The organism is Mesorhizobium sp. AR02 (genome assembly GCF_024746835.1).
GTDB lineage: Bacteria > Pseudomonadota > Alphaproteobacteria > Rhizobiales > Rhizobiaceae > Mesorhizobium.
Window position 1 is genome coordinate 5,537,345 of record NZ_CP080531.1, and the last position, 22,911, is coordinate 5,560,255.

Sequence of the window (22,911 nt, forward strand, 5' to 3'; positions counted from 1 at the left end):
CTTTAAGGCCAAGTCGGTCATCGAAAAGTCATTTGGGCAAGGAGCGGAACATGGTCGGCAGTGTGGGTGAGGGTAGGCGGATGCCGTGGTTCCAGCCGGGCAGGATCGCGGCAGTGCTGTTCCTGACGTTGTCGGTGCTGGCACCGTCCTGCGGCTTCAAGGCGCTGGCCGCAGAGAGCGTTGTCGATGCGCTGGGACGAACTGTCGTGCCGGGGCCGGCAACCAGAATCCTGACACTTGGCTCCGACGTCACCGAGATCGTCCATGCGCTCGGCGCGGGTGAACGCATCATCGCCGTCGACCGGGGCAGCAAACATCCGCCCGATGTGACCGAAAAACCCAACGTCGGCTATCGCCGCCAGCTTTCGGTGGAAGGGTTGGCGGGCCTGCGTCCCGATCTGATCCTGGCGGCCGAGGACAGCGGGCCGCCGGAGGCGATGGAGGTGCTGAAGTCGCTGGCGATCCCGATCGTCCTCGTCCCGCAGGACAACACGCCGCAAGGCATCGAGCGCAAGATCACGCTGATCGCCGCCAGCCTTGGGCTTGAGGACAAGGGCAAGGCGGTTTCCACCGAAGTGCTCGCGGCCTTCCAGACCGCCTCCGATCTGTCCGCGAAAATCCCGCCGGAGCGGCGCAAGAAGGTGGTGTTCTTCCATGGCCTAATGAAACTGAGCGCGGCAGGTGCCGGCACGTCCGCCGACGCCATCATCCGCTATGCCGGCGGCCTCAATCCCATGGATGTCGTACAAGGCTACAAGCCGGCATCCGAGGAAAAGCTGGTCGAGATGGCGCCCGATGTCATCCTGATGATGAGCGACGGCAAGGGTGGCCCGACGCCGGAACAGGTGTTCGCCAACCGGGCGCTGGCGGCTACGCCTGCGGCGGCAAACAAGGCGCTGGTCGTGCTTGACGGCGCCTACATGATCGGCTTCGGCCCGCGCACATCAGACGCGATCCGCGACCTGGCGAAGGCGCTTTATCCGGACCCGGTAAGCGTGGATTAGGCGGGCATTAGATCTCCGGGATGTTTTCCTTGAAGATCACCTGCAGCCTTGGCTGGTGCAATTCATAGGACAGTCCCCGGACCGCATGGGTCAAGGTGTTGAGCGCCTCGCGGGCCTCGACGCGCGGGTTCTGGTCGATGACCGCGTCGAGCGTGCCGTCGAGCAGCAGGTCCTTGGTGCCGTCCGTCACCTCATGGCCGAGGAAGACCATGGATTGCGCGCGGCCGCGCTCCTTGAGCGCGCGCGCGATGCCGGTGTTGCCGGCGCCGACATTGTAGATCGCCGCAAGGTCGGGGTGCCGGTCCAGAAGCGCTGATGCTTCCGAATAGGCCTTTTCGCGGTCATCGAGCATTTCGCGCATTTCGACGATCTCGAGATTGGGCGATTCCTCGGTCAATATGTGCCGGAATCCCATCTCGCGTTCCTCATGGCCGCGATAGGACAGCGAGCCGGCGAACAGCGCCACCTTGCCGGGGCGTTCCGGCCCCATGAAACGGTTGAGCAGATAGCCGGCCAGCCGCCCGGCGGCGCGGTTGTCGATGCCGATATAGGCGACCCTCGGCACATGCAGGATGTCGGAGGCGATGGTCACCACCTTGATATCGTTGGCCGACAGCGAGCGGATCGCCTCGCGCACCGTCGGATGGTCGAGCGCGATGACGCCGACGCCTTGCGTCTGCCCGCGCAAATCCTGCAGCAGGCGGGCGAGCCGGTCGGGATTGAAGCCTTCTATGGTGGCGATGTGGACATCGAGATCGGGGCGCGCCAAAGCCTGCGCCTCGATGTGTCGGTGCAGCATCTTGATGAAGGAATTGGTGCCGGCCGGCAGTGCGAAGTCGAGCCGGATGACCTCGCCGGGCAAGGCGCGCGGCGGCGCCCCGTTCGGGCCTTCGGCGATATAGCCGAGGCGCTGCGCCATTTCGAGCACGATTTCGCGCGTGCGCGCCCGCACGCCGGGGCGGTTGTTGAGCACGCGGTCGACGGTGGCGGCGGAAACGCCGGCTTCCCGGGCTATGTCAGTCAGGGTGGAACGCACCGTCTTTCATCTCCTCAACGCATCAGGATCACGCAATGCCGGCGGTTGGCCTGATGGCCGCGACTCCTCGCCATCGGCAATTCTGATGGGAAATGATGTATCCGGCCTTGGCCGAAGCGCAAGCCGTCGGGCTAAATCAGGTCGACTGGCACGGCTATTCCGGGATGGGAAGACACATTTCCCATCAAATCGAGGCATAAGGAGCGGTATATGGACCCCGGTATGACGCATTTCCTCGCCTCATTGCGATGTTGTGAGGTATTTTGATTATTTATGATGTTGACAGCCTTCCGATCCTGACGTCAATATCCCTCATGGGCTCGTGGAGGAACATTGAGCCCTGAGGGAGGAATTCCAATGTCTGATCTGATCCGCATATCGCGACGCCGGTTGCTGGCGTCCGGAGGAAAGGCGGCGGTGTTCGTTGCCGCCACGGGTATCGCCCCGCAATTCATTCGTCCCGGCCGCGCCTATGCCGCCGACGCACTGGCGCCGGGCATGATCGGCGGCCCGACCGGCTTCGAGGGCGCCGAGCGCTATCAGTATGGCGCCGACACGCCGGAAGGCCGCGCCATCGAGGCGGCCAAGGCACTGAAGGGCGCCGGCAAGGCGCCGGCCAAGATCGTGCTCGGCCTGTCGGACGGCTCGATCGGCCAGCTCACGCAGCCTTTCCCGGCCGGCGCGCCGTCGATCAAGGAATTGTGGGAAAAAGAGACCGGCATTCCGATCGAGATCGTCGGCCTGCCGAACGGCCAGGAATTCACCAAGACGATGCAGGACATCTCCACCAAGGGTGGGGCCTATGACATCTATTCGACCGAATGGAATCGCCTCGGCGATCTCGCCGAGACCGGCGGCATCGCCAAGCTCGACGACTTCGTTGCCCAGTACAAGCCCGAATGGGACGATCCCAAGACCGGCTATGTCGATGGCGCCAAGGGCGTGTCGCTGCTCAACAAATATCGCGGTTCGAACTATGGCGTGTCGCTGGATGGCGACTTCCAGACCTGGGTCTACCGCACCGACCTGTTCGGTGACGCAGCCGAGCAGAAGGCCTTCAAGGACAAATACGGCTACGATCTGGCGCCGCCGAAGACCTGGAAGCAGCATGGCGACATCGCCGCCTTCTTCCAGCGTCCGGACAAGGGCCTGTTCGGCTCGACCGACCTGCGCAACCAGGGCTGGGGTTATACCAACTGGTACCAGCGCTATGTCTCGATGGCCTCACCCAACCAGTTCCTGTTCGGCGACGACGGCAAGCCGCTGATCAATTCCGAGCACGGCATCGCCGCCACCAACGAATATGTCCAATCGCTCGTCCACCATTCGCCGGATGCGATCTCCTGGGGCTGGCCGGAGCAGTATGGCAATTTCGCCAAGGGCGGCGCGGCGATGACCTGCGCCTTCTCCAACCTGCCGAAATTTCTCGACAATGCCGGCAACAAGGACTCGGCTGTCACCGGCAAGATCGGCTCGATGCTGCCGCCCGGCCGCGAGATCGACGGCAAGCTGATCAGCCGCTCGGTGCTGTGGTTCTCGCTGACCGGCATGGTCTCGTCGCAGTCGAAAAACCCTGAGGTGGCCTACCTGCTGCTGCAATGGTTGGGCTCGGCCCGCATCTACGCCTGGATGAGCGCCAACCCCGGCGGCTATCTCGATCCGTTCCGGCTTTCGGATTTCTCCGATCCGCTGGTGCGCCAGACCTATCACGCCTACCACATGGATGTGGTGCGCGAGACGGTCGCCCGCACGGTGCCGACCATCAACTATCCCGGCGCCACCGCCTTCCACAATGCGCTCGACGAAAACCTCATGGCCTCGCTGACCAAGGCCAAGACATCGGAGCAGGCGATGGCCGACACCGAGACCGAGTGGAAGAAGATCGCCCGGCGCATCGGCGAGGACAAACTGCTCGAAGCCATCAGGACCAACAAGGAGGCATGGCCGACCGTTCTCGATCCGATCAGCTGATCCGTCTCCCTGGATCAGAGCCGGAGGGGAGGGGCGAAAGCTCTTCCCCTCCGCACTCAACGCCACCCAGCAAAAGCAGCCAGATGAAGCGTTCCGTTCCTTTCGAGATATTCCGCTACGCCGCAATCCTCGCGGCGATGGCGGTGACGCTGGTGCCGATCCTGTGGATGGTGTCGATGGCCTTCAAGCCGATCGCCGAATGGTCGGCGACGGGTGCCGACCTGACATGGTGGCCGAAGAACCCGACACTGAGCAATTTCCGCTTCGTCTTCGGCGAGTCCACCAACAGCCTGATCGTGGCGCTCGACCGCACCGCGCTGAAGCCAATCCTGTCATCGCTGCTGTCGGCGGTGTTCGGCACCGCCATCGCCATGTCGGCCGGCACGGCCGCGGCCTACGGGCTGTCGCGCTTCGGCTCCGGACAGAACCTGCCGCTGGCGCTCATCCAGCTCAGGCTGTTTCCGCCGATGGCGGTGATGATCCCGGTCATGATCATGTGGTCGTTCCTGAACTTCACCGACAGCTGGTGGGGGCTGGCGCTGATCTACGGCATCGTCACCTTGCCGTTCGCCTTCTGGCTGATGAAGACCTTCTTCGATGACATGCCGCGCGAGATCGAGGAGGCGGCGCTGGTCGAAGGCTGTTCGCGGCTGCGCGTCTTCACCCGCATCACGCTGCCGATGATGCGTGCGCCGCTCGCCAGTGCTGCCCTCTTCGTCTTCATCCTCAACTGGTCGGACTATCTGATCGCGCTTCTTCTGACGACGCGCGAATGGGTGACGATCCCGGTCTACATGGCCTCGCTGTCGTCCTCGATGACCGGCCAGCTCTATGGCGCCAAGGCAGCCCTCGGCCTGATCGCCGCCGTGCCGCCCGTCATCATGGGCATCGCCATCCAGCGCCATCTGGTGCGCGGGCTGACCTTTGGGGCGCTCAAGCAATGAGCGCGGTGATGACGACGATTTCGGAGGGCGAGATGGACGCGCGGACAAAGCCGGCCCTGCGTGACGAAGGGGCACGGCTGGGCTTTCGGCTGACGCTGCCGGCGCAGATCCTGGTGCTGTTCATCTCGGTCTTTCCACTGCTCATGCAGCTCTACATCAGCGTCACCGACTGGTCGCCGCTTTCGGGCCTCGGCTGGTGGAATGCGTGGGAGATGTGGAACAACTTCGCCAACTACACCGATCTTGCCGCCGATACGCGCTTCTGGAGCGCGCTGAAGCGCACGGCCATCGTCATGATCGTCTGCGTGCCAGCCGAATTCCTGCTGGGTCTCGCGCTGGCGACGCTGTTCGCCGACGATTTTCCCGGCAAGCGCATCTTCTATTCGATCCTGCTGATGCCGATGATGGTGGTGCCGGCGGTGGCCGGCTACATGTTCTTCATGCTGTTCCAGTCGGGCGGCCCGGTGAACGACATCCTGTCTTCGCTTACCGGTTCTCCCGTCACTATCGCCTGGCTGTCGGACCCGACACTGGCGCTGATCGCGGTGATGATCGCCGATATCTGGCAGTGGACGCCGCTGATGTTCCTCATCCTGCTTGCCGGCCTGGTCGGCGTGCCGGAGGACCAGATCAAGGCCGCGACCTTGCTCGGCGCCAACCCGTGGCAGCGCTTCGTCACCGTCGTGCTGCCGAAGATGAAGACCATCATCATCATCGCGCTGGCGATCCGCGTGATCGAGAACTTCAAGATCTTCGACACGCTCTATATCATGACCGGCGGCGGCCCCGGCGTCGCCACGGAAACGATCTCCGTCTACATCTACAAGGTCACCACGCAGGACCTGATCTGGGGCTATGTCGCGGCGATCGCGCTCGCCATCCTGATCGTGCTCTCCATCGTCGCCGTGTTCGCCATGAAGCGCATGGCGCGGGCAAGCCAGGTGGCGGCATGAGCACGATCCAGCTGCGCAACCTCACCAAGACATTCGGCGACTTCACCGCGCTGAAGACCATGGACCTCGACATAGCGGACGGCGAGTTCATGGCACTGCTCGGGCCATCCGGCTGCGGCAAGTCGACGACGATGAACATGATCGCCGGCATGGAGGAGCCGACCAGCGGCAGGATCCTGTTCGGCGAGCGCGACATGGCCGGCGTGCCGATGGGGCGGCGCGGTGTCGGCTTCGTTTTCCAGAACTATGCCATCTTCACCCATATGACGGTGCGCCAGAACCTCGCCTACGGGCCGAGGATGCGCGGCGCCGCCAAAGCCGAGATCGACCGCCGCGTCGGCGCCATCGCCGAACTGCTGCAGCTGACGCCGCTGCTCGACCGCAAGGCTGACCGGCTCTCGGTCAACATCCTGCAGCGCGTGGCGATCGGCCGTTCGGCGATCATGGAGCCGGCGATCTTCTTGCTCGACGAGCCGCTGTCCAATGTCGATGCCGCCTTCCGGGCGGTGATGCGTACTGAGCTCAAGCAGCTGCAGCGCCAGTTCAAGCAGACCATGGTCTATGTCACCCACGACCAGCTCGAAGCCATGACCATGGCCGACCGCATCGCCGTCATGGATCACGGCGTGCTGCAGCAGGTCGGCACGCCGCTCGAAGTCTACAACAATCCGGCCAACGTCTTCGTCGCCCGCTTCATCGGCGCGCCGGGCATGAACCTGCTCAAGGGCAGGCCGGCGGAGAGTGATCGGGGCCTGGTCGTCGATCTCGGGCCGCTGGGTATCACGCCGCCATTGCCGGATGGACTGGCGGTCACATTGCGCGGTGCAAGCGGCGATGTGCTCTACGGCTTCCGGCCGGAGCAGGTGGCGCTGGCGCAGGATGGGCGCGGGCTTGCCATGGCGGTCACCTTCGTCGAGCGCATCGGCGCGCGCACCATCGTCCATCTCGGTCAGGGCGAGGGCGCCGTGAAGGCGGTCTTCGACAATGATGTCGGGCTGGCGATCGGACAAACCGCGGTTGTCGCCCCCGACGCGTCGTCGGTACGTGTCTTCGATGCCGCCTCTGGTGTTGCGATGAAGGCAGGTTGAGATGGCTGACATCGTCTTTCGCAATGTGACCAAGCGCTACGGCAACACAGTCGCCGTCGACGACGCCTCGTTCACCGTCAACGACAACGAATTCTTCTGCTTCTTCGGGCCGCCGCTGTCGGGCAAGTCGACGATCCTACGCCTGGTGCTCGGGCTGGAGACGCCGGACGCTGGCGACATCCTGATCGGCGGCAAGCCGGTCAACGCGGTGTCGCCGGCCGAGCGCAATGTGGCCATGGTGTTCCAGAACCTGGCGCTGTTTCCGCATATGAGCGCGCGCGACAATGTCCGCTTCCCGCTGGTCGAGCGCAAAGTCGCCGAGTCCCAAATCGAAAGGCGCGTTGCTGACGTCGCCGCCAAGCTGCATATCGGTCATATCCTGCGCAAGCCGCCGGCGCAGCTTTCGGGCGGTGAGCGCCAGCGCGTGGCGATTGCGCGTGCGTTGGTGCGCGACCCCAACGCCTATCTGATGGACGACCCGATCTCGGCGCTCGACGCCAGGCTGCGCGAGGAAACGCGTGTCGAGCTGAAGCGCATCCAGCGCGAGCTCGGCAAGACGCTGATCTATGTCACTCACGACCAGGAGGAGGCGATGTCGATCGCCGACCGCATCGCCATTCTGGACAATGGCAGGATCAGGCAGATCGGCGCCCCGCCCGAGATCTACGACCGCCCGACGAGCACCTATGTGGCACGGCTGCTCGGTTCGCCTGTCATGAACATCCTCAAATCGGCCCGTGGCGAGGGCGGCATCGAAGCCGCCGAAGGCGCGATCCGCATTGCCGACAAGGCTGCCCCCGCCGAGGCCGTCGAGATCGGGCTGAGGCCGGAGGATATCAAGGTCAGGCCGTGGGCGGATGGGGGCCAGGGCCGCCCGGCGCGGGTGTTCGAGGTCGAGCCGCTTGGCGGCTATACCGTTGTGACGCTCGCCGCCGGGCAGGCGCGGCTGAAGGCGCTTTTGCGCGGCCAGCCTGACATCAGGCCCGATGCGATGGTGGCGATATCCTGCGAGCCGGCCCGCGTGCATTATTTCGGGCAAAGCGGAGGCGCGTTGGCGAGATGATTGCGGCCGCGAGGACAGAATTTCGGGAGGAAGACATGGCAGGCAAGGGCTTCGAGCCGGACGTTAAAGTCCGGACGAAAGAATACAGGATCGGCTGCGTCGGCGCCGGCATGATCATGGCCGAGTGCCATCTGGCCGCCTACAAGGAGGCCGGCTTTCCAGTCGTGGCGATCGCCTCGCGCACTCCTGCGAATGCGCAGAAGGTCGCCAGGCGCTGGAGCATCCCGACGGTGCACGACACGCCCGAGCAGCTGATCGAGGACGAAGCTGTCGAAATCATCGATCTTGCCTTTCCGCCCGACCTGCAGCCGGCGCTGATCCGCCACGCGCTGAAGCAGAAGCACATCAAGGCGATCCTGGCGCAGAAGCCGTTGGCACTGTCGGTCGAGGAAGCAGTCAAGCTGCGCGACGAGGCGGCGAAGGCCGGCAAGATCCTCTCGGTCAACCAGAACATGCGCTACGACCAGTCGATGCGCGTCTTGAAGCAGATCATGGACAGCGGCGCGCTCGGCGACATCGTCTTCGCGCAGATCGACATGCATGCCATCCCGCACTGGCAGACTTTTCTCGAGGATTACGACCGGCTGACGCTCGCCAATATGAGCGTGCATCATCTCGACGTGCTGCGCTTCCTGTTTGGCGATCCCGACGAGATCACCACGCTGACGCGCAAGGATCCGCGCACCAAATTCGACCATCTGGACGGCATCACCGTCTCGACGCTGCGTTTCCCCTCGGGCGTGCTTGCCGTGTCGCTGGAGGATATCTGGTCCGGTCCGCGCCAGGACGGCTACAAGGACGACCAGCACATCAACTGGCGTGTCGATGGCACCAAAGGTGTCGCCAAGGGCACGATCGGCTGGCCGACAGGTGCCGCCTCGACACTGACCTATGCCTCGGCCGAGACCACCAGCGGCGAGTGGGTGACCCCAAGCTGGGAGACGATGTGGTTCCCGCACGCCTTCATCGGCGTCATGGAGCAGCTGCAGCACGCGGTGAAGACCGGCATGCCGCCGGCGCTTTCCGTCGCCGACAACGTCAAGACCATGGCGCTGGTCGAGGCGGGCTATCGCTCGATGGCATCGGGCCGCACGGTCAAGCTTTCCGAAATCGCTATCTGATCACCGCAACTGAAACACCAGACAACTGAATCGCTTACAGGGAGGAATTCACACCATGATGCAGGCAGGTATTTTCACGGGCTATTTCCCGTACGGCCTCGAAGAGACGGCGAAGAAGATCCGCGGCCTCGGTTTCAACACGGTGCAGCTCGACTTGCATTTTAGGGATGTCGACCTGTCGGCCGGGCAGATCACCAAGGACAAGGCGAAGAAGGTGCGCGACGTCTTCCGCGACCACAACCTGCCGGTCTGCTGCGTGTCGGGCTACACCAACATCATCCATCCCGACAAGGCCGAGCGCGACAAGCGCGTCGGCTATCTCAAGGAGATCATCCGCAACGCTCGCCATTTCGGCTCGCCTTACGTGATCTCGGAAACCGGCACCTACAACACCGAATCCGACTGGGTGCATCACCCCAAGAACAAGACCGAGGAAGGTTTCGAGGAATGCCGCAAGGTGATCGCCGACCTTGCGCAGACGGCGTACGACCACGGCGCGGTGTTCCTGCTCGAAACCTATGTCAACAATGTCGTCGGCTCGGTCGAGGAGACGGTGAAGATGTTCGCGCAGGTCGACCATCCGGGCCTTGGCCTGCTGATGGACCCCACCAACTATTTCGAGACGCACAACATCGACAGGATGGACCAGATCCTGAACCAGGTGTTCGACACGCTGACCGACAAGATCAAGATCGCTCACGCCAAGGACGTCAAGCGGTCGGGCGACGACAAGTCGGAGAAGCACGCCGATATCGGCGACGCCGATGCGATGGAAAGCCACACCTTCCGCGGCGTTGGCGAGATCGAACTGCCGGCGCCTGGCCTCGGTTCGCTGAACTACGACCTCTACCTCAAGCGGTTGGCGGAAAAGCATCCGAACATCCCGGTCATCATCGAGCATCTGTCGGAAGACGATGTGCCGCGCGCCAAGACATTCCTCGACGGGAAGTTCCGCGCCAACGGGCTTTGAGACGCAATGGCACTGCCTTTCAAAGGCAGTGCCGGCACTTGCACGACACGAAGTGGAGGAAACGAGATGTTGAAATTCGCATTGAAACTGGCAGCCGCAGCGACGGTGCTCGCCGGCGTAGCGCTTGGTTCGGCCGCGCAGGCGCAGGACGGCCAGAAGACCTTCTATCTGCTGTCACATGGCGGTCCGTCCGATGCGTTCTGGATCGACTGGAACGCTGGTGCCACCAAGGCCTGCGACCAGCTCAAGGTGACCTGCAAGATCTCCTTCAGCGGCGGCGACATGGCGGCGCAGAAGGAGGCCTTCAACTCGGCATTGGCGGCAAAGCCCGATGGCATCGCCACAACCTCGGCGCAGCCGGGCCTGTGGACCGAGGAGGTCAAGGCCGCCAAGGCTGCCGGCATCCCGATCGTGTTCTTTAACACCGACGATCCGGCGACGGGACGCCAGGCCTATGTCGGCGCCGACCTCAAGGAGGCCGGCGCGATCTGGGCGAAATATCTCGTCGACCACAAGATGGTGAAGCAGGGCGACAAGGTGTTCCTGCCGGTCGAGGTTCCCGGCGCCAGCTACCAGCAGCTGGAAACCGAAGGCATCGCCAGCGTTTTCGATCCGCTCGGGATCAAATATGACGTGGTCGATTGCGGCACCGATCCGGCCGGCATCATCGCCAAGATGACCGACTACATGGTGGCCAACAATCCGCCGGCGATCATCGCGCTCGGCGATTCCGTGGCGGCCAGCGTCAAGCGGGTGTTCGACGGCGCGGGCGTGCCAGCCGGCAAGATCCCGGTCGTCGGCTGGGGCAACTCCAAGGAGACGGCGCAGGCCGTCAAGGATGGCTTCGTCAACGCCGCCGCCTGGCAGTATCCCTCAGCGCAAGGCTTCATGCCGGTGGCGTTGCTCGGCCTCGCCGCCTCGGGCGAACCGATCGGCTACGACATCCACACTTTCGGTCTCTACGACGCCTCGAGCGTCGACCCGATCCTGAAGCTCTACGACAAGAAGTGAGAAAACCGGTGCCCGCCGCCTGGCGCGGCGGGCGCCATTTTCGAAGCATGGTTCAAACAGTCATGACGATCGCCGCAGAAGACGAAATGCCTGTCGGGAAACGCAGATCGAGCCTGATACGCTCGCCGCAATTCTCCTCGCTCGTCATCCTCATTGCCCTGCTTGCGGTGTTCGCCATCGCCGACCGCAATTTCCTGTCGCCGCTCAACATCTCCAACATGATGGCGTTCCTGCCCGAGCTCGGCATCATCGCGCTCGGCATGACGTTGCTTCTGACGGCGGGCGAATTCGACCTGTCCGTCGGCGCCGTGTTCGGACTGGCGCCGGTGGTGGTGATGCTGCTCGTGCAGAACGGCGGATGGGATATCGGCATCGCGCTTCTGGCCGGGCTTGTCCTGTGCATCGCGATCGGCGCGATCAACGGGCTGATAGTCACCAAGATCGGCATCTCGTCCTTCCTGGTGACGCTGTCGATGCTGCTCGTCGTGCGCGGCGCAGCGCTCTACATCACGCAGGGGTTTCCGCTGAAATCCTGGGACCAGCCCGGCTTCTTCGTGACGCTGCTCGCCGGCAGCTTCAACATCGGCTCGTTCCGCTTCTACACCTCGCTGTGGTGGTTCATCGGCCTGTCGCTGTTTGCCATCTACATCCTGCGCTACGCCAAGCTCGGCAACTGGATCAGCGCCATCGGCTCCAATCGTAATGCGGCGGTGGCGCGTGGCGTGCCGGCGGACACCGTCAAGATCTGGCTGTTCATCGCGACCTCGGTGCTGGCCGGCCTGGCCGGCATGATCAGCGCCTTCCGCATCTCCGCCGCCTCGCCGGTGGCCGGCACCGGCTACGAGCTGGAAGTGATCGCCATGGTCGTGGTCGGCGGCACGGCGCTGACCGGCGGGCGCGGCACCATCCTCGGCACCATTGTCGGCGCGCTGATGCTGCGCGCCATCCGCAACGGCATCGTGCTGATCGGCGTGCCGGGGCTCGCCTACAACATCTTTGTCGGCCTCATCATCCTGGCCATGCTCATCCTGCACGCTCTGCTGCAGAAGAACGCCGCAAGGAGCTGACGATGGAAGTGCTGCGGCTGCAGAACCTGCAAAAATCCTTCGGCAGCGTGCGCGCGCTGAAGAATGCCTCGCTCACATTGCGGGAAGGCGAAGTGGTGGCGCTGCTCGGCGACAATGGCGCCGGCAAATCGACACTGATCAAGGCGATCTCGGGCGTGTTCCCCGTCGATCGTGGCGACATCTTCGTGCGCGGCGAGAAGGTTTCGATCCGCTCGACCCGCGATGCGATGGACCTCGGCATCGAGACCATCCACCAGGACACCTCGCTGGCGCCGGATCTCAGCATCGCCCGCAACCTTTTCCTTGGCCGCGAGCCGGTCAAATTCGGCTGGCTCGGCGTGTTCGCGCCGCTTGATCTGGCGAAGTTGCGCAAGGCCGCTTCCGAACTGCTCAAGCGCGTCGGCATCTCGAAAAAGCTCGACGCCGATGCGCTGGTCTCGACGCTGTCGGGCGGCGAGCGCCAGTCGATCGCCATTTCGCGCGCCATGCAGTTCGCCGCCAAGGTGATCATCCTCGACGAGCCGACCAACAATCTCGGCGTCGAGGAGACCCATGGCGTGCTGCGCTTCGTCAAGGAAGTGCGCGACGCCGGCCATTCGGTGCTGCTGATCACCCACAACATCCACCACGTGTTCCAGGTCGCCGACCGCATCATCGTCATGCGCCGCGGCGAAATCGTCGCCGAACAGATAGTCGCCGACACCGACCTCTTGACCGTGGAAAGCATCATCACCGGCGCCGACATGTCGGCCTTGCTCAAGGAGGCGAGGGCAAAGTGAAGGGCGTCGCATGGTAGAACTTTACGGCAAGACGCTGTCGCGACGGCAAGTGGCCGAGCGGTCCGGCATGCTGTCGCAATTCGCTGGCGTGCGGCTGATGACACTTGGCGACGGTGTGGAGCGCGGCATCCGCATGCTTGAGTTTCGCACCGGTTCCGGCCTGCGCTTCACCGCGCTGGTCGACCGGGCACTCGACATCGCCGATTGCGAGTTCAAGGGCCAGGCGATCGGCTGGCATTCACCGAGCGGTTTTCGCCATCCGGGCCTGCACGACTATGAGGGGGAGAGCGGGCTCGCCTGGGCGCGCTCCTTTTCCGGCCTGCTCGTCACCTGTGGCCTCGACCACATATTGGGCCGGGAAGAAGTGCCGGCCGAGAACTATAATTACCCGGGCAAGAAAACCGTCACCCATTCGCTGCATGGCCGCGTCGGCACGATCCCGGCGCGGCTGACCGGCTATGGCGAGAGCTGGGATGGCAACCGCTGCGTGCTGTGGGCCGAAGGCATCATCCAGCAGTCGGCGGTGTTCGGCGAGGATTTGCATCTCATCCGCCGCATCGAGGCCGATGTTGGCGGCAACGAGATCCGGCTCTCCGACCGTGTCGTCAATCACGGCTTCAACCGCACGCCGCATATGTATTTCTACCACGTCAATGTCAGCCATCCCTTGCTCGACGCGGGCTCGCGCTATCTTGCGCCGATCCGCGACGTGGTGTGGGCAGGCCATGCCGGCGCGCGCTACGAGGCGCAGAAGGTCGGCTACCGCACCGTGCCGGGTCCGCAAATGGGATTCAGCGAGCAGGTCTGGCAGCATGAGTTGGGCGCCGATGCAAAGGGCGAGGTGCCGGTGGCGGTGGTCAACGACCGGCTCGGCCTTGGCTTCGAAGTGGTGACGCGCAAGGATCAACTGCCTTGCGCCTATCAATGGCAGAATTTCCAGGCTGGCCAGTATGCGCTGGGCATCGAGCCCTCGACCCATCATGTGCTCGGCGATCTCGCCGCACGTGAACGCGGCGAGATGATCTGGCTGGAGCATGGCGAAAGCCGGGCCTACGATGCGGTGTTTCGCGTCCTAGACGGTGCCGGTGAGATTGCGGCGGCGGAAGACAGGATCGCTGCGATCGCCAGGCAGCCGCAGCAGGATTATCCCAGGCCGTCGGGAAATTTTGCGAGATTGGGGGCATGATGCGACAGGAATGCTCCGGCTGGCGGGCCGGAAACCGGAGGTCGGTGTGATGGGCAACAAGCGCGACTACAGCCTGGTCGGCGAAAGCACGCGGGCCGCGATCGAGACCGGCCTGGCTTCGGCCGAATGGTACCACACCGACGTGCCGCGCAAGGCGATGAAGGAGCTTATGCAGCGCTCCGACGGCCCGGCGATCCGCGACACCATCATCTGGCTCGCTGTCATCGTGGGCTCCGCTGCCGGCATCGTCTGGTTCTGGGGCTCGTGGTGGGTGGTGCCGTTCCTTTTCGTCTATGGCGTGCTCTACGGCTCGTCGAGCGACTCACGCTGGCACGAATGCGGCCACGGCACGGCTTTCCGCACGCGCTGGATGAACGATGTCGTCTACCACATCGCTAGCTTCATGCTGATGCGCAATCCCGTGCAATGGCGCTGGAGCCATGCCCGCCACCACACCGACACCATCATCGTCGGCCGCGACGCCGAGATCGCCGTCATGCGCCCGCCCGACCTCGTGAAGGCGGCGCTGGCTTTCACCGGCATTCTCGATTTCCGCTATTCGCTGCCGACGCTGGTGCGTCAGGCCTTCGGCACGCTGTCGGACGACGAGAAGAGCTACATACCCGAGATGGAACAGCACAAGGCCGTGGTCGTCGCTCGCTGGCATGTCGCCATCTATGTCGCGACGATCGCGCTTGCGATCGCGCTGAGGTCATGGGTGCCGCTGGTGCTGATCGGCCTGCCGCGCCTCTACGGCACCTGGCACATGGTAACGACGGGCCTGCTGCAGCATATCGGACTTGCCGACAATGTCGTCGACCACCGGCTCAACACCCGCACCGTCTACATGAACCCGATCAGCCGGTTCATCTACTGGAACATGAATTATCATGTCGAGCACCACATGTTCCCGATGGTTCCTTATCATGCGCTGCCCAGGCTGCACGAGCTGATCAAGCACGATCTGCCCGAGCCGAACCCGTCAATGTGGCATGCCTATCGCGAGGTCTGGCCGGTTCTGCTGCGGCAGCTGAAATACGAGGATTTCTATCTCAAGCGCGAACTGCCGCCGACGGCCAGGGCCTATCGCGGCGAGTTTCACGAGGTCGATATGTCGGCGGCGGCCGAATAGCTGAGGAGACCGAGATGGCCGATTGGGTTGAAGCGTGCGCGGTGGACGATGTCGAGGAAGAGGATGTCATCCGCTTCGATCATGGCGGCCGCACCTTTGCGGTCTACCGCTCGCCGGATGATGAGTTCTTCGCCACCGACGGCTATTGCACGCATGAGAAGGCGCATCTGGCCGACGGGCTGGTGATGGACGACATCATCGAATGCCCCAAGCACAATGGCCGCTTCAACTACAAGACGGGTGCCGCCAAAGGCGCACCGGTCTGCGTCAATCTCGCGACCTATCCGGTGAAGGTCGAGGCCGGCAAAGTCATGATCAAGATCGGCTGACCTGCCGCAGCACGCAACAGAGGGGACGCTTTCGATGAGCCGAAAAAGACCGACGGTGGCGGATTTACGCGCCATGAAGGGCAAGCGCCAGCTGACCATGCTGCGCGTGCTGACGCTCGACGAGGCGGAGGCTGCCGAACGGGCAGGGGTCGATATCGTCTCGGTGCCGCCCGAACTGGTGCTCAACCCGCAGTATCGCGATGCGGCACCCAGCCTGTTTACCATGCCGGGCGAGAACTTTTTCGAGATCGGTACGGCGGATGATTTTGTCCGCTGGTCCTTCCGGCTCTACAAGGCCGGCGCCGACGCGGTCTATTGCAGCGCCGGCTATGCCACGATCAAGCGCATGGCCGACGACGCCATTCCCGTCATCGGCCATGTCGGCCTCATTCCCTCCCGCGCCACCTGGACCGGCGGCTTCAAGGCGGTCGGCAAGACCGCCGACACCGCCATCCAGGTCTTCGAAGCGGTGAAGCAACTGGAGGCTGCCGGCGCCATCGGCGCCGAGATCGAAGTGGTGCCGGTCGAGGTGGCCAAGGCGATCTCGGAGCGGACCTCACTGATCATGCTGTCGATGGGGGCGGGCACCGGTTGCGACGCGCAATATCTGTTCGCCGACGACATCCTCGGCCAGAACCGGGGCCACATGCCGCGCCACTCCAAGGTTTATCGCAACTTCGCCGCCGAGTATGACCGGCTGCAGGCGGAGCGGGTGGCGGCCTTCTCCGAATATGTCGCCGACGTCAACAGCGGCGCCTATCCCGAGGACAGGCACATCGTGCACATGGACCCGGCCGAGCTCAGCCTGTTCATGAAAAAGGTAGACGGAAAGAGCTGAACGACGCCGTCTTCTATCACGCAGCAGGAGCGCCTTGCCACGCGCCATTGCCGAGCATGGTGTGGAGCACCTCGGCGTCGGCGCCCAGCGGCCGATCATCTTTCAGCATCGATACATGCGCGCGCACCGCCGCATAGATCGCGCCAGTGCGTGGTGCCAGCGTCAACCCTTCACGCAGGTCAACCGCCTGGGCGGCGGCCATAAGCTCGAAGGCGATCAGCCGTCGCCACAGTGCGATCATCCCGGCGCATTTCGAAACGGCGAGGGGTGACTGGGTCGCGTGGTCCTCGACACCTTCCGAAACGGGCAGGAAGTCGAGCATCACCGGATTGGCCTTGTGGCGGATCGCAGCCAGGATCGATGTCGCCGTCTTCTGCAGCGGCACGAAACCGGCCGACGCACCACCGATGGGCGACAGATATTTGGTCAGGCCGTTGCGGCCCGAACCGGTGAGCTGGATGAAGCGGGCGACGCTCGCCGCGGCACATTGCGCGATCGCCAGGCTGAGCGTCTCGAAGGCAAGCGAGAGTGCGGCCGTGTGGAAATTGCCGGTCGACAGCACCAGTTCGTCATCGCCCAACACCAGCGGGTTGTCGGCGGCAGCATTGAGCTCGATCTCGATGGCGCGCTTTGCCTGGCCGATCGCCTCGATCAGCGCGCCGTGGATCGACGGCATGCAGCGGATCGACAGCGGGTCCTGCAAGGTAGTAGGCGCCGGCGCCTCGTCGCGGGCGAGCAGATCGTGCAGCGCCTTGGCGGCTTCCTGTTGGCCTGCCGCCGGGCGCGCCATGTGCAGGCGCGGGTCGAGGATGGTGCGGTTGGCGCCAAACCCTTCCATGGTCAGTGCGCCGGCCTGCTGCTGCTGGGCCAGCGCCGACAGCGCATCCACGATTGCCAGCGCGCCGCTGCCGGCGGAGACCGCCGAGGCGTTGATCAGCGACAGCCCGTCCTTGGGCGCCAGGCTGATCGGGGCGAGGCGTGCCATCGTCAGCGCCTTGACTGCCGGCATGCGCCGGCCCTGATAGTCGGCTTCGCCTTCGCCGATCAGCAGGCGGGCAAGTGCGGTCATCAGCACGAGGTCGCCAGCGCCGATCGAGCCGAGCGACGGCATCACCGGATGAATGCCGGCATTGAGCGCGTCGACCAAAGCGACAAACACCACGGGCGAGAGGCCGGAGCCGCCGGCGGACAGCATCGAGGCGCGGGCGACCATGGTGGCTCGCACGGTCTCGACCGGCAGGGCTTCGCCAACCGCGCCGCTGCGGCCCTCGAGCAACTGGCGCTGGAAGGCGCTGGCGTCGCCATCAACGGAGGTGCCGAGATTGGCGCCGAGACCCGTGTTCAGGCCATAGATATGCTGGCCGGAGGCGGCGGCCTGATCGAGCACTTTTCGTGCCTTTTCCAGCCTGCCGATGACATCGGGTCCGATCTCGACCTTGCGTGCTTCGCGGGCGACGGTGGCGACATCGCCGACACTGACACCAGCTCCGGTGAGGACGAGCGCGCTCATGCGAAACGCAGCCTCTGGCCGATGCCTTTTTCCCCTGCCTTGGCCAGCATCGCCTTGCCCAACGCAATGTCGGAGAGCGACAGGCCGCGGTGCCAGAACAGGATGGTCTCGTCGTCGCTTTCGCGCCCGGATTTGAGACCGGCGGCGATCTGGCCGAGTTCGGCATGCAGCGTCTTTTCGCTGAGCCGTCCGGTTTCGACATGGGCGCGCAGCGAGCCGAACTTGCCGCCCTTGCACTGGCCCCAGTCGTCGACCACCATCTTCTGCATGATATCGGTCAGCGACAGCTCCACCGCACTCATCGTGCCATAAGGCACGACCAGCGCGCCGGGCTTGATCCATTCCGTCTTGAGCAGCGGCTGTGGTTCCGGCAGCCGCGAGGCCTCGACGACGATGTCGGCACCCTCGATGCAGCTCTTCCAGTCGGCTACGGCCGTGACCTTCTTGCCGAGATCGGCCGACAGTTTGGCGGCAAAGCCGTCGCGGCTTTCCGGGCGGCGCGAATGGACGCGGATCTCGTCGAAATCGAAGAGATGGTCGAGCAGGCGCACGTTCCAGTAGGCGGTGCCGCGCGCGCCGATATGGGCGAGCACCTTGGAGTTCTTGCGCGCCAGATGCTTTGCGCCGATGGCGGTGACGGCGCCGGTGCGCATGTCGGTGATGACGGTGGCGTCGAGGATGGCGCGCGGCGTGCCGGTGCGCGGATCGAACAAATTGAGGATGCCGAATTCCGAGGGCAGGCCGTGTAGATAGTTGTCGACATAGTCGCCGACGATTTTCACGCCCGCCGTGTCGAGCGGCGCCACATAGCCACGCAGCACGTTGAAATGGCCGTGGAAGGATGGGTCCGGTTCGAGATGGACGCGCGGCTCGATCACCGTCTGGCCCTTGCCCTGGGCGACGAGGCCAGCCTCGACGGCGGCGATGATTTCGCCATCGGTCATGGCAAGCGCTTCGATGTCGAGGGCATTGAGATAGTCGATATAGATGGGCTTCATTTTTACGCGCGCACTTCCTCGGTCACCCCGCCCATCCCATAGCAGGCCACGGCGCGACACGAAAGTTTGTTGCGCTGTGTCTGGACGCTGCCGGCTAAATGCTGTTCAAACCGGACCGACATGACTGCCATTCCCGACATTGAAGCCTTACTCGAAAAAACGGCCACCAATGCGCGGCGTGTGGCACTGATCGTGGCCATCGCCTTCTTCATGCAGCTGCTGGATTCGACGATCATCTCGACCTCGCTGCCGCAGATGGGCCAGTCCTTCGGCGTGCCGGCGGTGGCGATGAGCATCGGCATCACCGTCTACATGCTGACCATGGCTGTGTTCGTGCCGCTGTCGGGCTGGCTCGCCGACCGCTTTGGCCCGCGCAACATCTTTCTCGTGGCGATCGCGCTGTTCACTGTGGCCTCGCTCGCCTGTGGCTTCTCTGGGAATTTGACCGAATTCGTCGCCGCGCGCGCCGTGCAGGGGCTGGGCAGTGCGCTGATGACGCCGGTCGGCCGCATTCTCGTCCTGCGCAACGCCTCGAAATCCGAGCTGCTAAACGCCACCGCACTGATCACCTGGCCGGCGCTGTTCGCGCCGGTGGTCGGTCCGGTGCTTGGCGGCTTCATCACCACCTATCTGTCCTGGCACTGGAATTTCTTCATCAACATCCCGCTCGGGCTGATAGGGCTGGCGCTGGTCGCGCGCTTCATCCCCGGCGACCGCGAGGCCGATCCCAAGCCGCTGGATTGGCCGGGATTTTTCCTGACATCGCTCGGACTCGCCTGCCTGCTCTATGGTCTCGAGCGCATTGCGCATCCCGAGGATGGCGTGCTGCCGACGGTGCTGCTGATCGTTGCGGGCATCGTCATCGGCTGGTTGGCGGTGCGGCATCTCCGGCGTGCCCCGCATCCGCTGCTCGATCTCTCTTCGTTCAAGGTGCTGACCTTCGCCATCTCGACACTTGCCGCGGGCACCATCTTCCGGGTGTCGATCAATGCCACGCCGTTCCTGCTGCCGCTTTTGTTCCAGGTTGGCTTCGGCCTCTCGCCCGTCGATGCCGGCCTGATGATCCTGGCCTACTTCCTCGGCAATCTCGGCATGAAGACGGTCACGACGCCAACGCTGCGGCGTTTCGGTTTCCGCTCGGTGATGGTGGTCAACGGCATCATCGCCTCGGCCTCGATCATGGCTTGCGGGGCAATCTCGCCGCAGACGCCGCAGGCGCTGGTGGTGGCGCTGATGCTGATCGCCGGCCTGTCGCGCTCGATGCAGTTCACCGCGCTCAACACGCTGGCCTTCGCCGATATCGATGCGGCGCAGCGCAGTTCGGCGGCGACGCTGTCCTCGATGCTGCAGCAGGTGGCGATGCTGTTCGGCGTTGCCGTGGCCGCGGCGATCCTCAATCTGTCGCAGATCGCCAGGGCGCGACCGGCACTCGACCTCATGGATTTTCGAATCGCCTTTCTCGTGATCGGCGCCATCGGGCTGGTGGCGGCGCTGCGTTTTCTGGTGTTGCCGCCCGCCGCCGGGGCAGAGGTTTCCGGCCACGCGCCGGGGCATTGAAAATCGGATTTTTTCGGCTGATGCGGAGATAAATTCCACCTCATCCTTTCGCCTTGATGAAGCGTTTTCGCGAACAGAAGCGATGGCGCAATCAATTGCCAAAAATGCAGAAGTTTCCGGGCATTGCGCCAGTTTTGGCAATCGATGCGTCCACTCGGCGAATATCGGCACAAGGCCGCGTTCTGAACGCGGATTCATTTGACGAACCGGCGCTGAGCCGGTTAGCTCTGGCATTCGGGATGGCAGCGCTGCCATCGGGGCAAATGCAGACATGAACGCGATTGGCTGGCTAAATCTCAGGAGCCTGAATCAGGAAGGCATTGTCTTTGCCATTGCGGTGGTGCTTTTCGTTGCCGCGGCCATTGGCCTGCCGGGCTTCATCGATCCCAACAACCTCGTCGCCATTGTCCGCTCGGTGTCGGTGCTGGGCATATTGGCGCTCGGCATGGCGGTCGTCATCATCGGGCGCGGCATCGACCTGTCGGCGGTGGCGATCATGGCGATGTCGGTCTCCTGGTATCTGCAACTGCTCAACACCGGAACCTCGGACGGGCTGGCCTTCGCCTATGTCCTATCAGGTGTGCTCGCCATCGGCCTGCTCAACGGCTTTCTCGTCGCCTATGCCGACGTGCCGGCGATCTTCGTGACGCTGGCGACCGGCTCCTTCGTCTTCGGCTATGTGCGCTCGCAACTCATCACGCAGGACGCGGTGCCGGTGCCGCAGGGCCATTGGGTGGAATTGTTGGGCGGCCTGCGCTTCCTCGACATTCCGATCGAAGTGTTCGTCTTCGCGGGGCTCGCCTTCCTGTTCTTCCTGTTCCTGCGCTACACCAAATGGGGCCGCTACATCTATTTCGCCGGCGACAATCCGGTGGCGGCGCGCAACATCGGCATTCCGGTGCGGCCGATGCTGGTGCTGCGCTATGTGCTCTCGGCTTTCGTCGCGCTTATCGCCGGCCTGCTGACAGCGGCCAGCCTGCATTCGATCAACACCCGAATCGTCAATTCGACGCTGCTCTACGACATCGTGCTGGTGGCGGTGATCGGCGGCATCGGCCTGTCGGGCGGCAGGGGCGGGGTGCGCAACGTGCTGGTGGGGGCGGCACTGATCGGCATCCTGCTCAACGCCATGACCATCATCGACATTCCGCTGCTCTACCAGAACCTGATCAAGGCGGCGATCCTGCTCGGAGCCATCATCGTCGACGGCATCATCAACCCGCGCGACGAACAGACCGCGCAACAGGGCGACATTTAGGGGTACCCGGCGCGATCGCGACGATCGGCCGGCAATGAAAACCGAACCAGAGGACGTGACATGAGACTGATCAAGACATTTATGGCCGCCGCGACGGCGCTCGCCGTTACCGCCTTCGTGGCGCCGACCTTCGCCGCCGATGATCCGGGCCCGGCGGCTTACGCGCAGGCGCTGAAGGGCAAGCGCGTCATGCTGGTGCCGCTGGCGATGGGCTTTGACCTGGCGCAGGGCTGGGCGCACTATCTGAAGAAGGAAGTCGACGCCTGGGGCGGCACCTTCGAGACTCGCGATCCGAACTGGGTGGTCGATGCCGGCGCGCAGGCGATCACCGACGCGATCTCGTCGGACACAAGGCCCGACGTGCTGATCATCCATGCGCCGGACCTCAACTCCTACTCCAAGCTGATGAAGAAGGCGCAGGCCGCCGGCACCTATGTGCTGTTGGTCGACAATCCCGCCAACTTCCCGGCCGACGCCTTCGTCGGCAGCGACTGGGACCGGCTCGGCCAGCTCGAGGCCGAAGCGGCGATCAAGGGTTGCGGTGAGAATTCTTCCAAGAAGATCGGCCTGGTGCAGGGCGACCAGGCGAACTCTTCCAGCCTCTATCAGTATGCCGGCATCATGAAGGTGCTGGACAAGCATCCCGACTTCAAGGTGGTGGCGAAGCCCGACTCCAATTGGGACGCGACGACCTCGCGCAACGTGACGACGACGATGCTGCAGCAGAACCCGGACATCTGCTCGATCATCGATTTCTGGGATGGTGACGCCACCGGCGCATCGGCCGCGATCCGCGACGCCAAGCTCGACGGCAAGGTGTTTCTGGTCACCACCGGCGGCGGCGAGAAGGCGGCCGATTGCGACAAGCTGGCCGACGGCACCTATGGCGCGGTCGTCATGACCGACCTCGCCCGCCAGTCGGGCGACATGAACGCCATCATCAAGTTCCTGCTGCAGAGCGGCCAGCCGGCCGGCACCTCGCACACCTACATCTACACCCTGGAGAAGGCGACGACCAAGGCCGACCTCAAGCCGGACAGCTGCTGGGACCTTAAGGCGCTGCAAGCCGAAGCGGCGGCGAAGTAAGCCACGCCGT

At 63.9% G+C, this 22,911-nt stretch carries 21 protein-coding genes; 18 read left to right on the top strand and 3 right to left on the bottom strand.

What is annotated here, in order from left to right:
* The first annotated feature begins 50 nt into the window (after nucleotides 1-50).
* A complete protein-coding gene (locus DBIPINDM_RS31045) occupies nucleotides 51-1,004 on the top strand; it encodes a heme/hemin ABC transporter substrate-binding protein (RefSeq protein WP_258582779.1) in 954 nt (317 codons plus the stop codon).
* A gap of 7 nt (nucleotides 1,005-1,011) precedes the next feature.
* Here DBIPINDM_RS31045 and DBIPINDM_RS31050 read toward each other — a convergent pair whose 3' ends face one another.
* Complete coding sequence (locus DBIPINDM_RS31050; RefSeq protein WP_258582780.1) at nucleotides 1,012-2,040, bottom strand: LacI family DNA-binding transcriptional regulator; 1,029 nt, start codon at nucleotides 2,038-2,040, stop codon at nucleotides 1,012-1,014.
* A gap of 357 nt (nucleotides 2,041-2,397) precedes the next feature.
* Here DBIPINDM_RS31050 and DBIPINDM_RS31055 point away from each other — a divergent pair, with 357 nt between their 5' ends.
* The 14 genes from DBIPINDM_RS31055 to DBIPINDM_RS31120 all read left to right on the top strand — a co-directional run bounded on the left by DBIPINDM_RS31055 (nucleotide 2,398) and on the right by DBIPINDM_RS31120 (nucleotide 16,492).
* Nucleotides 2,398-4,011 carry an extracellular solute-binding protein gene (locus tag DBIPINDM_RS31055; protein WP_258582781.1) on the top strand — a complete coding sequence of 538 codons (1,614 nt, stop codon included), beginning with the start codon at nucleotides 2,398-2,400 and terminating at the stop codon, nucleotides 4,009-4,011.
* Between the two features lie 83 nt (nucleotides 4,012-4,094).
* Complete coding sequence (locus DBIPINDM_RS31060; protein ID WP_064988056.1) at nucleotides 4,095-4,955, top strand: carbohydrate ABC transporter permease; 861 nt, start codon at nucleotides 4,095-4,097, stop codon at nucleotides 4,953-4,955.
* Nucleotides 4,952-5,908, top strand: coding sequence for a carbohydrate ABC transporter permease (locus DBIPINDM_RS31065; protein ID WP_258582782.1), 957 nt, complete (start codon nucleotides 4,952-4,954; stop codon nucleotides 5,906-5,908). The genes DBIPINDM_RS31060 and DBIPINDM_RS31065 overlap by 4 nt, the downstream gene beginning before the upstream one ends.
* The gene (locus tag DBIPINDM_RS31070; RefSeq protein ID WP_258582783.1) at nucleotides 5,905-6,996 is read left to right on the top strand and encodes an ABC transporter ATP-binding protein; all 1,092 of its coding nucleotides are present in this window, start codon (nucleotides 5,905-5,907) and stop codon (nucleotides 6,994-6,996) included. The genes DBIPINDM_RS31065 and DBIPINDM_RS31070 overlap by 4 nt, the downstream gene beginning before the upstream one ends.
* A 1-nt stretch (nucleotide 6,997) precedes the next feature.
* A complete protein-coding gene (locus DBIPINDM_RS31075; RefSeq protein WP_258582784.1) occupies nucleotides 6,998-8,059 on the top strand; it encodes an ABC transporter ATP-binding protein in 1,062 nt (353 codons plus the stop codon).
* 35 nt (nucleotides 8,060-8,094) lie between these two features.
* A complete protein-coding gene (locus DBIPINDM_RS31080; protein WP_258582785.1) occupies nucleotides 8,095-9,180 on the top strand; it encodes a Gfo/Idh/MocA family protein in 1,086 nt (361 codons plus the stop codon).
* Between the two features lie 55 nt (nucleotides 9,181-9,235).
* Nucleotides 9,236-10,150, top strand: coding sequence for a sugar phosphate isomerase/epimerase family protein (locus DBIPINDM_RS31085; protein ID WP_095203890.1), 915 nt, complete (start codon nucleotides 9,236-9,238; stop codon nucleotides 10,148-10,150).
* A 66-nt stretch (nucleotides 10,151-10,216) separates the two neighbouring features.
* Nucleotides 10,217-11,161 carry a substrate-binding domain-containing protein gene (locus DBIPINDM_RS31090; protein ID WP_258582786.1) on the top strand — a complete coding sequence of 315 codons (945 nt, stop codon included), beginning with the start codon at nucleotides 10,217-10,219 and terminating at the stop codon, nucleotides 11,159-11,161.
* 86 nt (nucleotides 11,162-11,247) lie between these two features.
* Nucleotides 11,248-12,228, top strand: coding sequence for an ABC transporter permease (locus tag DBIPINDM_RS31095; protein ID WP_258582787.1), 981 nt, complete (start codon nucleotides 11,248-11,250; stop codon nucleotides 12,226-12,228).
* On the top strand, nucleotides 12,225-13,007 hold the full coding sequence (locus DBIPINDM_RS31100) for an ATP-binding cassette domain-containing protein (RefSeq protein ID WP_258589388.1): 783 nt from the start codon (nucleotides 12,225-12,227) through the stop codon (nucleotides 13,005-13,007). Before DBIPINDM_RS31095 ends, DBIPINDM_RS31100 begins: the two co-directional genes overlap by 4 nt.
* A 10-nt stretch (nucleotides 13,008-13,017) precedes the next feature.
* Nucleotides 13,018-14,193: an aldose 1-epimerase family protein gene (locus tag DBIPINDM_RS31105; RefSeq protein WP_258582788.1), complete on the top strand. Its 1,176-nt coding sequence runs from the start codon at nucleotides 13,018-13,020 to the stop codon at nucleotides 14,191-14,193.
* Nucleotides 14,194-14,242: 49 nt separating this feature from the next.
* The gene (locus tag DBIPINDM_RS31110; protein ID WP_258582789.1) at nucleotides 14,243-15,325 is read left to right on the top strand and encodes a fatty acid desaturase family protein; all 1,083 of its coding nucleotides are present in this window, start codon (nucleotides 14,243-14,245) and stop codon (nucleotides 15,323-15,325) included.
* A gap of 14 nt (nucleotides 15,326-15,339) precedes the next feature.
* A complete protein-coding gene (locus tag DBIPINDM_RS31115) occupies nucleotides 15,340-15,654 on the top strand; it encodes a MocE family 2Fe-2S type ferredoxin (protein ID WP_258582790.1) in 315 nt (104 codons plus the stop codon).
* 34 nt (nucleotides 15,655-15,688) lie between these two features.
* Complete coding sequence (locus tag DBIPINDM_RS31120; RefSeq protein ID WP_258582791.1) at nucleotides 15,689-16,492, top strand: 3-methyl-2-oxobutanoate hydroxymethyltransferase; 804 nt, start codon at nucleotides 15,689-15,691, stop codon at nucleotides 16,490-16,492.
* A 16-nt stretch (nucleotides 16,493-16,508) separates the two neighbouring features.
* Here the strand turns inward: DBIPINDM_RS31120 and DBIPINDM_RS31125 are convergent, their stop codons facing one another.
* Both DBIPINDM_RS31125 and DBIPINDM_RS31130 read right to left on the bottom strand, forming a co-directional pair.
* A complete protein-coding gene (locus DBIPINDM_RS31125; RefSeq protein ID WP_258582792.1) occupies nucleotides 16,509-18,002 on the bottom strand; it encodes an HAL/PAL/TAL family ammonia-lyase in 1,494 nt (497 codons plus the stop codon).
* Entirely contained in the window at nucleotides 17,999-19,000 is a 1,002-nt protein-coding gene (locus DBIPINDM_RS31130; protein ID WP_258582793.1) for an ornithine cyclodeaminase family protein, read from the bottom strand. Before DBIPINDM_RS31130 ends, DBIPINDM_RS31125 begins: the two co-directional genes overlap by 4 nt.
* Before the next feature lie 120 nt (nucleotides 19,001-19,120).
* Between DBIPINDM_RS31130 and DBIPINDM_RS31135 the strand changes: the two genes are divergently transcribed.
* The 3 genes from DBIPINDM_RS31135 to DBIPINDM_RS31145 all read left to right on the top strand — a co-directional run bounded on the left by DBIPINDM_RS31135 (nucleotide 19,121) and on the right by DBIPINDM_RS31145 (nucleotide 22,901).
* On the top strand, nucleotides 19,121-20,557 hold the full coding sequence (locus DBIPINDM_RS31135) for a DHA2 family efflux MFS transporter permease subunit (RefSeq protein ID WP_258582794.1): 1,437 nt from the start codon (nucleotides 19,121-19,123) through the stop codon (nucleotides 20,555-20,557).
* Nucleotides 20,558-20,828: 271 nt separating this feature from the next.
* On the top strand, nucleotides 20,829-21,815 hold the full coding sequence (locus tag DBIPINDM_RS31140) for an ABC transporter permease (RefSeq protein WP_258582795.1): 987 nt from the start codon (nucleotides 20,829-20,831) through the stop codon (nucleotides 21,813-21,815).
* A 60-nt stretch (nucleotides 21,816-21,875) separates the two neighbouring features.
* Nucleotides 21,876-22,901, top strand: coding sequence for a sugar ABC transporter substrate-binding protein (locus DBIPINDM_RS31145; RefSeq protein WP_258582796.1), 1,026 nt, complete (start codon nucleotides 21,876-21,878; stop codon nucleotides 22,899-22,901).
* Nucleotides 22,902-22,911 lie beyond the last annotated feature (10 nt).